The 11,347-nt window shown below is 32.4% G+C and carries 11 protein-coding genes and 1 pseudogene; 1 reads left to right on the top strand and 11 read right to left on the bottom strand.

All coding sequences use genetic code 11. From position 1 onward, the window contains the following. The 3 genes from deoC to deoD all read right to left on the bottom strand — a co-directional run. Positions 1 to 367 (bottom strand): deoxyribose-phosphate aldolase (gene deoC / locus IDG64_RS11310; RefSeq protein ID WP_075345384.1); only part of this gene is annotated, 367 nt, incomplete at its 3' end. Positions 368 to 447: 80 nt separating this feature from the next. Continuing rightward, entirely contained in the window at positions 448 to 1,800 is a 1,353-nt protein-coding gene (gene tet(38) / locus IDG64_RS11305; RefSeq protein WP_001100300.1) for a tetracycline efflux MFS transporter Tet(38), read from the bottom strand. Positions 1,801 to 1,806: 6 nt separating this feature from the next. Continuing rightward, complete coding sequence (gene deoD, locus IDG64_RS11300) at positions 1,807 to 2,514, bottom strand: purine-nucleoside phosphorylase (protein WP_000843292.1); 708 nt, start codon at positions 2,512 to 2,514, stop codon at positions 1,807 to 1,809. 235 nt (positions 2,515 to 2,749) lie between these two features. On the opposite strand from deoD, the gene IDG64_RS11295 reads away from it, so the two are divergent. Then, positions 2,750 to 3,505, top strand: a complete 756-nt coding sequence (locus tag IDG64_RS11295; RefSeq protein WP_001828994.1) for a GntR family transcriptional regulator — start codon at positions 2,750 to 2,752, stop codon at positions 3,503 to 3,505. 193 nt (positions 3,506 to 3,698) lie between these two features. On the opposite strand, the gene IDG64_RS15195 is transcribed toward IDG64_RS11295, so the two are convergent. From IDG64_RS15195 to IDG64_RS11260, 8 genes and pseudogenes are all read right to left on the bottom strand, one after another. Beyond that, positions 3,699 to 3,833 carry an LPXTG cell wall anchor domain-containing protein gene (locus tag IDG64_RS15195; RefSeq protein ID WP_223223640.1) on the bottom strand — a complete coding sequence of 45 codons (135 nt, stop codon included), beginning with the start codon at positions 3,831 to 3,833 and terminating at the stop codon, positions 3,699 to 3,701. Continuing rightward, a pseudogene (locus IDG64_RS11290) lies at positions 3,820 to 4,421 on the bottom strand (hypothetical protein). The gene IDG64_RS15195 and the pseudogene IDG64_RS11290 overlap by 14 nt, the downstream one beginning before the upstream one ends. 368 nt (positions 4,422 to 4,789) lie before the next feature. Continuing rightward, a complete protein-coding gene (locus IDG64_RS11285) occupies positions 4,790 to 5,389 on the bottom strand; it encodes a superoxide dismutase (RefSeq protein ID WP_000874681.1) in 600 nt (199 codons plus the stop codon). 267 nt (positions 5,390 to 5,656) lie between these two features. Then, entirely contained in the window at positions 5,657 to 7,087 is a 1,431-nt protein-coding gene (locus IDG64_RS11280) for an oligosaccharide flippase family protein (RefSeq protein ID WP_000834092.1), read from the bottom strand. After that, positions 7,077 to 8,315, bottom strand: coding sequence for an O-antigen ligase family protein (locus IDG64_RS11275; RefSeq protein ID WP_000431226.1), 1,239 nt, complete (start codon positions 8,313 to 8,315; stop codon positions 7,077 to 7,079). Before IDG64_RS11275 ends, IDG64_RS11280 begins: the two co-directional genes overlap by 11 nt. Further along, the gene (locus IDG64_RS11270; RefSeq protein ID WP_000692509.1) at positions 8,296 to 9,462 is read right to left on the bottom strand and encodes a glycosyltransferase family 4 protein; all 1,167 of its coding nucleotides are present in this window, start codon (positions 9,460 to 9,462) and stop codon (positions 8,296 to 8,298) included. Before IDG64_RS11270 ends, IDG64_RS11275 begins: the two co-directional genes overlap by 20 nt. A gap of 209 nt (positions 9,463 to 9,671) precedes the next feature. Next, complete coding sequence (locus tag IDG64_RS11265; protein ID WP_000736084.1) at positions 9,672 to 10,364, bottom strand: sugar transferase; 693 nt, start codon at positions 10,362 to 10,364, stop codon at positions 9,672 to 9,674. Beyond that, complete coding sequence (locus tag IDG64_RS11260) at positions 10,327 to 11,307, bottom strand: NAD-dependent epimerase/dehydratase family protein (protein WP_001793242.1); 981 nt, start codon at positions 11,305 to 11,307, stop codon at positions 10,327 to 10,329. Before IDG64_RS11260 ends, IDG64_RS11265 begins: the two co-directional genes overlap by 38 nt. Between the last annotated feature and the right edge of the window lie 40 nt (positions 11,308 to 11,347).

The raw sequence follows: 11,347 nt of genomic DNA, 5'->3' as shown, positions 1-11,347 counted from the left end.
CTTTTACTGTGTGACCTTTCGCAGCTTTAACCACTGCTTCAATGTCTTGTTGTACATCATCAAAACGTCCATCTTTTAATGCGCCGATGTTGATGACCATGTCAATTTCATCTGCACCATTTTGAATTGCATCTTCTGTTTCAAATGCTTTCGTTGCAGTTGTCGACGCACCTAATGGGAATCCTATTACCGTACAAACGAGCACCTCTGAATCAGCTAGTCGCTCTGCTGCATATTTAACATGTGTTGGATTCACACATACAGATTTAAAATTGTATGCTTTCGCTTCATCGATGATTTGATCGATTTGCGTACGTGTTGACTCAGGCTTCAATAAAGTGTGATCTATATATTTCTCAAATTTCATACTTACTACTCCTCGTGTTATATAATCTCTTTATTTAATTTTACTATAAATACGAATATATCTCGCGAATTTATATCTATTTATTTTTCAGATTGTGTCCAACGATTTAAGCTGACGAATAAAACTAATCCGACAATACTCATTAAACCTAAAATAATTAAAATAATACCGAAATGTGAACTTAATGCATCATTGCCTGGGAAATTTAATGCTTTAAAATCGATTAGAGCCGCAGCAATCGCAATACCTACAGATACCGCCACATTAATAATTAAATTATAAAAACCAATAGCCACACCTGTCATATTAAGATCTATTGTTTTAATGGCTTCGTTAAGTAAAGGTGCATACATTAAAGCAAAGCTACCTGCAAAGAATATCATAGAAATGACGAAGATTGAAATGTGATTACCTACTGCAAATGCAGGTAAAATCAAGCTCAGTGCTATTAAAATAATTGCTGTGATAATCGCTTGTTTTGAATTCAGATATTCGCCGATTTTACCACTTAGTGCACCAACAATGACTGCTACTATATAACCCGGTACTAATAACAGTGATGTTGTGTCTAGTTGCAGATGATAAATTTGCTCCATTATGAATGGGAACGTAAAAATATAACCCAATTGGATAGCATACATTACAAATACTATAAATAAAAATGAAGCATAACGTTTATTTTGGAAAAATGATTTATTTACTAATGGACGTTGCGCATTTTTAATATATAGCGCAAAAACGATAATCGCAATTAAGGCACCAATCATATATAACCAATTAAAGTTCGTAATAAACAGCATGACTGTTGTAGCAATAGTTGCCACTAGAATTAAGCCAACAAAATCTAAATGAGCTTTATTCGTATTATTTTCTTTTGGTAATAATTTAAATAGGAATGGCAACGTAAATACTACGATTAATGCAATTAAAAACATATTTGTCCAGTGTAAATACGTAGAAATAAATCCACCTGATAATGTACCGATAACTAATGACAAGGAATAACTGCTCGTACTTAAGCCAAGGTAAGTCTTCTGGTCCTCTTTAGAAAGATACTTTGCAACATATATCACATATAATGTCTCTGCAGCAGCTAAACCGGCAGTTTGAATAATACGTCCAACTAAAAGTAATGGGAATTGATGTTGGAAAATGTAACCAATAATTGATCCGATAATGATTAATATCACGCCATAAATAAATAGTGTGCGTATACTAATGGCATCAGATAATGAAGCGTATACTACAGCGCCAATACCAATTACTAAACCGGCTAATGTCGCTTGCCAACTTACTGTCGTTACAGATATGTTTAAGTCATCAGCAATGGCTACAGAAATCAATTTAAATGAGTTGTCTATAACCAAACTGAATACAAATAAGAATAATAAAATAGGTACTGCTTTCTTTATTTTAGAATATTCAACATTCATAATCATCTACACCAATGACAGTGCAATTTCAATCATATCTGTAAATGCACGTTCCCTTTCCTCAGGTGTTGTTGACGTTTCATGAATTAAATGATCGCTCACTGTGAACACACCTAATGCTTCGACACCAGCGTAAATTGCATTCATGTATAATGCAGCTGATTCCATTTCTACACCTAAAATACCCATACGCATCCAACGTTCACTCGCTGTTGTATCCGCGTTATAGAAAATATCACTTGATAACACATTACCTACATGATGACGTACACCTTTGTCACGTGCTGTTTCAACTGCTTTTTCTAATAATTGATAAGAAGCAATTGGCGCAAAATGACCTGGTAATTGATATTGTTGAACGTAATTTGAATCAGTAGAGGCACCTTGTGCAATAATCACATCATATAAATCAATGTTTTCTTGCATCGCGCCACAAGAGCCAACGCGAATTAATTTTTTACAACCAAATGTATGAATTAATTCATAAGAGTAAATGCCAATAGATGGCATACCCATACCTGAACCCATGACAGAAACTTTTTTACCTTTATATGTTCCGGTAAAACCAAACATGTTTCGCACTGTATTGAACTGTTCCACATCATCCAAATAAGTTTCTGCAATGAACTTAGCTCTTAACGGATCTCCTGGCAATAGAACCGTTTCTGCAATTTCGACGTCATTCATTGGTTTAATGTGTGGTGTTGATTTCATAAAATATTCCTCCCAATATTTGTATAGTGATTTGTCTATTTGTCTAACCATGTATATAATAATATTTTTTAAAAGCGCTTTCAAGCATTACATTTTGACAATATTAAGAACATTTTACAGTTATAGCTTCTAACCTTGTATAAAACTAATTTTCAAAACCTATCTATGTTTAATTTTTATAATTTTTCCAATTCGAGTAAAAATTATTGTATGATGAGAGTGATTAAGTAACTTTATGGAGGTTGTCTACGTGACGCAAACACAACCAAAATTTTTAACGATTTATAATACGTTATATAAAGAAATTCAAATAGGAAAATATCCGAGTGGCCATGCATTACCTACTGAAAAGGAACTTTGTGCGCGCTTTGATGTCAGTCGTATGACTTTGCGCCAAGCTATAAAATTGTTAGCCGAAGATGGCATCGTAGAGAGTACAAGAGGGAAAGGACACTTTGTTATTCCACAAACAAATGCCCAACACGCTTCAAGTATGGATCAATTTAAGCATCCACTTGATCAAATATTGCTAGCTCGCGTATCTATGTCATCAATTAATTATCGTGTTGATTTAGAAAGTGAATATACAAATCATTTGTTTGCAAACCATCCTTCTGCCGTCATTGCAATGGAACGCTATTATCAAAAAAAGGACAATCATTCTAAGCAAGCTGATGCATTTTGTTTTACCTTTATACCGTTAAATGTCATTGACACATTTAAAGTGAATACACAAAACGAAGACGACATGAAGACGTTCGTTGAGCAAACGATTTATAACAATGCATATCAATCAGATTTAAAAATGTCTATTACCAAAGCACCCCACTTCAAAAATCATAGTCACGTGTTTGATGGTGATACACATTGTTGGCTGATTATTGAAACATTGTACGCACAAACACCTTATCCAATTATGATTAATAAGTGGTATATTCCACAGGAAATATCTGAATTAACACTGACACGTATAAGACAATCGGATTATTAAAATTATTAAAATATAAGAAATTTTTTGATGACTATTTAGGGAGTGGGTAAGAAATGGAAAAGCTTGTTACAAGCGCAATTTCATTCAGTCAACTACTGCCAATATAACATTAGCGAGCCTAGGACATTTATTTATGTCCTAGGCTCGCTCAGATAATCACACGATTTTTCTATTATTAATCGTATTATGTTTATTAATTTGTTGAACGTCGTCTAAATGCTAAGAATAAACCAGATACTAATAGTAGTGCGGCAATACTTGCAGTAAGTATACTTGATGTCATACTTTCACCAGCAGCTGGTAAAACTTTTTTGTTACTTTGGTTCATTTGATGATTTGATGATTGCATATTTGCTTTTGGACTCATCATTTGATGGTTTGATGATTGCATATGACCTTGTTGCATGTGTGGCTGTTGGTTCATGTGTGTGTTCTGATTCATATGGCCTTGTTGACTCATATGACCTGTTTTATTTTGCACCATTTCACTACCACCATGATTAATACCATTTGCATCTACATTCGTTTGATAAAAATTGCCATCTTTTGTTAAAGGTAACGCATGGCCATTCATATCTCTAACAGCATGTGGTTTAAATACCCCTACATTAGTTGTAATTATCACATTGTATTTATCAGCAATATTTTGCGTCGCATCATACAATTTCATATTATAGTCTTTCATATTACTGCCAGCGCTTAATTGGGGTAAAGCTTTCTCTAATTCAGTATATTGTGCTTGCGTCATTCCTTGTGGTACTACTCCGCCATAAGGACGATGATTTTGTACATTTTGGCTTTGTTTATTCGACACATTCATTGAAGTTGTGTCGGCATGCGCATTTTGAAAAGGCATACTTGAGAATACTAAAGTGCTTGTTACAATTAAAGAACCTACTGTTGCTAATTTTTTCATTGTCTTTTCCCCTTATATTACAATTTGATTACATTTACATTATCATATGATTACAAAAGAAATGCAACAAAATTTTTGAATCATTACAATTTTTTATAAAAATTTCACTTTAGATTCACAATAATTACTTATTTTGTCAATTTATTTAATGACAATATCTTGATTAATTAATAGTGTTGTCTAATGTATATAACATTTAAGTCATCGTTTTAGTCAACAATAATAAGGTATTTCGAGTTTGAAATTTATCTTATTATTTTGCCACTTTTACGTGCTATCCCATTACACAAAAACAAATAAGTAAAGATATTAAGTACAAAAAAGTGGAACACCTTGTAGATGCTCCACCTCAATTATATTAAGTTATATTATTTTGCTGCTTGGTATAATTCATCAACTTTTTTCCAGTTAACAATATTCCAAAATGCAGTCATATAGTCTGGACGTTTATTTTGATATTTCAGATAGTAGGCATGCTCCCAAACATCAAATAGTAAGATTGGTGTTTTGCCTTCTGTTAATGGATTATCTTGGTTTGGCGTTGTCACAATTTCTAATTTGCCATCATTAACAACTAACCAAGTCCAACCTGATCCAAATAATGTTGTTGCTTTATTTGCAAATTCATTTTTAAATTCATCTAAAGTGCCCCACTGCGCTTTGATGTCATCTATTACACCACCTTTTTCTTCAGAATTAGGTGATAGTATTTCCCAGAATAATGAATGGTTAAAATGACCACCGCCATTATTACGGACTGACATCCTCATCGCTTCCGGTACCTTGTCTAAGTTAGCAATCATATCCGCTAATGATTGATGCTCTAACTCTGTTCCTTCAACTGTTGCGTTTAATTTCGTCACGTACGTATTGTGATGTTTGTCGTGATGAAACTCCATTGTTCTTTGATCTATATATGGTTCCAATGCATCATATGCATATGGTAAATTTGGTAATTTAAATGCCATAAGTATATTCCTCCTTTTATGAATATACTTTTATAATAATTAATTTCGGGTGTGTTTTGCAATAATTATTATTTATTTGTTATATCCAATTATATAAAATTTAAATATTCGAAATTGATATAATATTTAATATTGAATGCAAAAAGGCATTTAACTGCTTTTGTTTCCCGCTTTTAAAGAGAATTAAAAAAGACAACTTCCATTTTTCAATAAGAAATTGCCTTTTCTTCTTAATCTTAAATTTCTAAAGTATAGCGTTACCGATACTTAAATTGTTTTATGTCGAAGATGCCTCAATATTTGCCATACGTATTGATTTTTCATAGTCATCATTAATAAAAGATAAACTACTATACCAATCGCAATTAATAGCAGCGTAGCGTACATTGTAGGGGGCAAATAATGATTGACCACACCAAGCACAATAAACATCATAACGGCAGCAATGACACATTGAATCGTACTTACAATATTCAACTTCACATTGATTTTAGTAATATCAACAAATCGCCAAATAAGTAAGATAAACTCTGTAATTAAACGTGCAATAGCCGCACCGTAAATTCCATAAAAATATATCAAAACAAGACATAATACTAAATTCATTACCGCACCAATAGTAATTGACGCATTATATAATCTTATTTTATTCACTATTAATAAATATTGCCTGCTTATCAACATATTTAAAGGAATGATTAATACAAGTATCGCTAAAATGGTCATCAATGGGACAGTTGATGCGAATTCCTCACCAAAGAACCATAAATAAAATGATGGCATAATTGCAATTAAACCAAAGACCATAGGTATTGTTAATATCAATTGAATATTCATATTATTAGCTAACGTTTTAGTTAAACTATGTGATTGCTGGGTAGACATTTTGGTAATACGCGGAATCATTACAAGATCAAATGTATTAATCATTATGATTGCGACCGTTAAAATATTAAATGCGTTAGAAAAGATACCAACTTGTTGGTATGTGCCTACTAAACCAAGAACAACGCAAGAAATACTAGTATATAAGTTGAGCTGTCCATTTGGTAATAAGTATGCTAATGACGAACGAAACAATTGCCAGACGTGTATCCAATTAACCGAAACAAAGCTAATGTATCGTTTTAAGTAGATAAACAAAGGTAATTGGTTTAATACCGTCACAATAGCAATAGTAAATACATACAATGATAAATCTGATTGATCTTTGACAAAGATAACAACTACACTTAATACAATACCAGACGCAACAATATTACTGAGGCTAGGAATTTTAAACTTTTCAGTTCCAGCATAAAACCATGAAATATCGAGTGCTGCACCTATAATATAGATTCCTTGTAGTAGGAAAATTAGATAGTAATCATCTATAAATATAGTAATTACGACCATATACATCGCAAAAACTGTTAACGCTAAAAATAATTTACTGACAAAGATATCCCAAAACTGCTGAGACAATTGCCGTTTGTCGTTAACGGACTTCGCGATAACTCTATTAAAATATAACTGAACGCCAACACTTGCAATCATCAAAAAGTATTGCACGATATTGAAAGAAAATGAAACAATACCCACACCACTGGGACCAAATGCACGTGAAATAATGGGTATTGTAATCAGTGGTGTCATCGTTCTAATCAATTGGTATAGCCCTTGATAAATAATATTTTCTTTTAGTGAATCACTCTTCATTACGATCCCTTTCCATCTTTTCATATTGAACAATAAAGACGATAATTCCTAAAATAAAAGCGACATATCTTGAGTTATTAAATGATACTGTTAAAAAGTAAATCAGCATCGTCAACATTACAACAATTGCTGTTACATTTTTCCCAGAAATGTTAAATCTAAATAATTCAAACAGTAAATAAAGCATAAATATGATAAATAATGCACCGAATAAAATGCCCCATTCCGCAAAGATCTGCAAATATGTATTATGGGCAACAAGTAAAATACCATTAATTTGCGAGCCAATATGTACATAATCCACTAATCCGACACCAAAACCTAGTGTATATTTAATTACTGAAATGGCATTTATCCATACAACACTTCGCTCAGACCCACTATCATTTAATGATGCAAAGCCCTCTTCAAAAATAGACGCCATTCGATCTAATGACGGTAAGGCATCAAGGTCGCTTAATTGGAATAAATAGTAGTTGATATTATAAAAGGTAAAACAAAGTAATATCAGCATAATCACTAACATACTCACAACACTTACCGCATTTCTACTAAATAACTTTTTAATAAAGAAATAAATGGCTAAGACGATTAATATGATAAACGCAGTCTTAGACCCCGTTGTAGTTAAAGACCATAGCAAAATACCACATGCAAGGACCTTGAATATGTAATTATGAATATACTTGTAAGCAAGTACCAATGTAATAATCTGTGTCATCGCGAAATAGTTAGGGTCATTCATTAATCCTTTTGAACGTATTTCATCAAAATATAACAATTTCATTAGTAAAGGGGACTTGTTCAAACCAGCTATAATACAAAATAGACCTATAGTCACACTGCTTATAATATAAGAGGTAACGATCACTTTTTTGCTATTACCTAACTTAAAGATGATCATCCCTAAATAGAAATAAATGACTACAAATGCATATTTAACTGTAGATGCAAGAACTTCCTTAACCGTAATAAATATCAAATCATCAAAAAATAGCAAACAAAGCGTAATAATCATACGATATGTATACAAAATAATGAAAAACTGTAAAAAATGATTTGCCTTTAATAAATGGTTAGCGAAAAACAGTAAATAAACTAATATTAGTAATGTGATAAAGTCAGCTATAGAAACATTCACACCGGCAATAACCGAAGATTGCTGAATAAAAACCGCTAAACCGATAAGTAACAATGTTAGTAATTTACTATTGTGTTGATTTTCCATTATAAACGTCTTCCACTTCTTTAATCATTTTCTCCTCAGTAAAACATTCTAAATAACGTTTTCTAGATTGATTACTCATTTTGATGTAATCACTGTCTATTAAATATTTTTCCAGGACTTTAGCAATAGTTTCGGGTTGGTTGTTCATCATACATATACCATTATCAGCTACTAATTCTGAAATACCGCCAACATGACTGGCTATAACAGGCAAACCTGTAGCCATAGCTTCTATAATGCTAATTGGCAAACCTTCATGCTTACTTATTAAAATAAACGTATCGTATTGTGATAATAAATGACTCGCATTAATGACATTGCCCAAAAATGTGACATCATTTTCTAACCCAGCTTGTACAACTTGTTGCTGACAATCATTTAATGTAGGTCCATCGCCTATAAATGTAAAATGCGCATGATTACTGTTATGTAATTTCAATATCTCTATTGCCGCGATTAGATTTTGTGGCAATTTTGGATAAGCAAATCTTGCAATCATAACAAATTGATGCTTTGTCGGGGCATTAATCTGTAAATCTTGTTTATTAGGCAACATTCCAACTACTTCGCCAATATTGTTATGTGATTGACTTTTTAGCGTTTGCTTAACAGCGGGAACATCTGCAATACCATTATGTATTGTGGTTAATTTCAATCGATTAAATCGATATTTTAACGCTAACTGTTTATCGAAATCTGAAACACAAATAATGCTATCTGTAATACGTGACATTAATTTTTCGATAACTAGATATAGAAATTTTTTAGCTGGTTTAACACCCTCTGTAAAAGCCCATCCATGCGCAGTAAAAACTACACGTGTGTCTTTCGATTTCGAAATGAACTTCGCAATTCGTCCGACCGTTCCAGCTTTAGAAGAATGTAAATGGATAACATCAGGCTTAATTTTCGAGAATAACTGTGCTAACACTTTGACAGCTAAAATATCTTGTTTAAAGTCAATTGGACCTACTAAATGTTCGAGAATAATTACATTAACTCTTGCATCTAGTTGTTCAATCATTGGTCCATGATTGCCTACAATGACATAAACATCATGGTGTACGCAAAAATGGTTGGCGAGTTGAATGAGATGTGTTTGTGCACCACCATTGTCTGCTTTAGTAATACAATATATAATTTTCAACTGTTACAAACCCCTTTAATGCTATACTTTCAATTTCTTAACATGGCTATCTCATCAGATGAATAGTATTTATAGCCATGCAAATCAATGATGGCACATATTTCTTAATGCCATTTGATACTGTCTCAAGGGATTCCTCGTTATACTGTAACAATTGGTCACAATCTTTAAAATATAACTTTTATTTGAACTTATTAAGTAAATTAAGACTACCTTGAGCCTTCCCCTGTAATAACAACCATCAATGTTCTAATTGATATATATAGTTCCATCATTAAACTACCTTTATGTATATATTTCATGTCATATTTCAGTTTTTGTTGCGGTGTTAAGTCATATCCACCTTGAATTTGCGCAAGTCCTGTTAACCCTGGTGTAACAAGACATCTTTGCTCGAAACCTATCACTTCTGAACTAAATAATTCTACAAATTCCGGACGTTCCGGGCGTGGTCCAATAAAACTCATTTCCCCTTTAACAACATTAATTAGTTGTGGTAATTCATCAATGCGTGTTTTACGAATAAACTTCCCGACATTTGTTATACGATCATCATCTTTATCAGCCCATTGCGCACCATTTTTCTCTGCGTTTTTACACATCGAACGTAATTTGTATATTTTAATTAATTTACCCATCTTCCCAACTCTAACCTGACTATAAATAGGGTTTCCTGGTGAGTCTATGACGATAGCAATGGCGAATATAACCATAATCGGTAAAGTTAAAAATAATAAAACAATGCTTAAAATTAAGTCAATCGCACGTTTAATTGGGTAATAGCTTTTTCTCACTTCTTCTAGTTTGTCTAATTTTCTTTGATAGGCATAACCCTTATTATTATGGACAGCTTCAATGTCATTTTCACGACATTTCCACTTCTTTAGCTGTAACTTCTTCAATATTATCTACCTCAAAATTAAAGTAATCCTTTAAACCTGTTTCTACTGTATATTTAGGAACAAATCCTAATGCCTTTAAGTTAGAAATATCTGCATAAGAATGCTTAATATCTCCTTTTCGCGCTTCTTTAAATTCATGCTCGACTGATTTTCCATATAATTCACCAATAATACGATAAACCTCTAATAAATTAGTAAAAGTGCCTGTACCAATGTTATAACCGTGTCCAATTGCATCTTTGTGTTCCATAATTAAGCGTACAGATTGAACAACATCATATACATATACAAAATCTCTAGTTTGCAGTCCGTCACCAAAAAATGTAAATGGCTTGTTATGCTCAAATGAATCGAACATCTTTGAAATCACACCTGAATATTGTGACTTAGGATCCTGTCTTGGCCCAAATACATTAAAAAATTTAACAACCGCTGTTGGTATGTTATATAACGAACAATAATTTAATGTCGTCCGTTCGCCGTAATATTTATCTATTGCATATGGTGATAATGGTAAGATTAATGATTGATCACTTTTAGGCAAATCAGGAAGATCACCATAAACAGCTGCTGACGAAGCAAAGATAAAACGTTTTATATGACTATTATATTTTTTAATGATTTCTAACAATCTTAATGTTGCTACGACGTTTATTTCTTGAGATAAGATAGGTTTCTCAACCGACTCAGCAACACTAACTAATGCTGCTAAATGAATAACATAATCAAATTGATATGTCTTCATGATTTGTTCAACTGCATCATATTCACGAATATCTAATTCAAACACATGATCGTCAGCCAAACTTTTAATATTTTCTCGTTTACCTGTTCTATAGTTATCTAGAACATAAACATCATAATCTTGTTGTAAATCATCTACTAAATGCGACCCAATAAATCCTGCCCCACCAGTTATCAAAACTCTTTCCAAATCTTCCACCTCATTTATACATTAAAAATATATCATAAAAACATAAAGT

Source organism: Staphylococcus sp. EG-SA-15 (assembly GCF_017151895.1).
GTDB lineage: Bacteria > Bacillota > Bacilli > Staphylococcales > Staphylococcaceae > Staphylococcus > Staphylococcus aureus.
This window is presented reverse-complemented; position numbering and strand designations above follow the sequence as displayed.

What these genes read in the sequence shown, in the direction of transcription:
- IDG64_RS11275 (WP_000431226.1), bottom strand. Translation starts at nt 8,315, where the DNA reads ATGGAAAATCAACACAATAGTAAATTACTAACATTGTTACTTATCGGT.
- IDG64_RS11295 (WP_001828994.1), top strand. Translation starts at nt 2,750, where the DNA reads ATGGAGGTTGTCTACGTGACGCAAACACAACCAAAATTTTTAACGATT.
- IDG64_RS11285 (WP_000874681.1), bottom strand. Translation starts at nt 5,389, where the DNA reads ATGGCATTTAAATTACCAAATTTACCATATGCATATGATGCATTGGAA.
- deoD (WP_000843292.1), bottom strand. Translation starts at nt 2,514, where the DNA reads ATGAAATCAACACCACACATTAAACCAATGAATGACGTCGAAATTGCA.
- IDG64_RS15195 (WP_223223640.1), bottom strand. Translation starts at nt 3,833, where the DNA reads ATGAACCAAAGTAACAAAAAAGTTTTACCAGCTGCTGGTGAAAGTATG.
- IDG64_RS11280 (WP_000834092.1), bottom strand. Translation starts at nt 7,087, where the DNA reads ATGAAGAGTGATTCACTAAAAGAAAATATTATTTATCAAGGGCTATAC.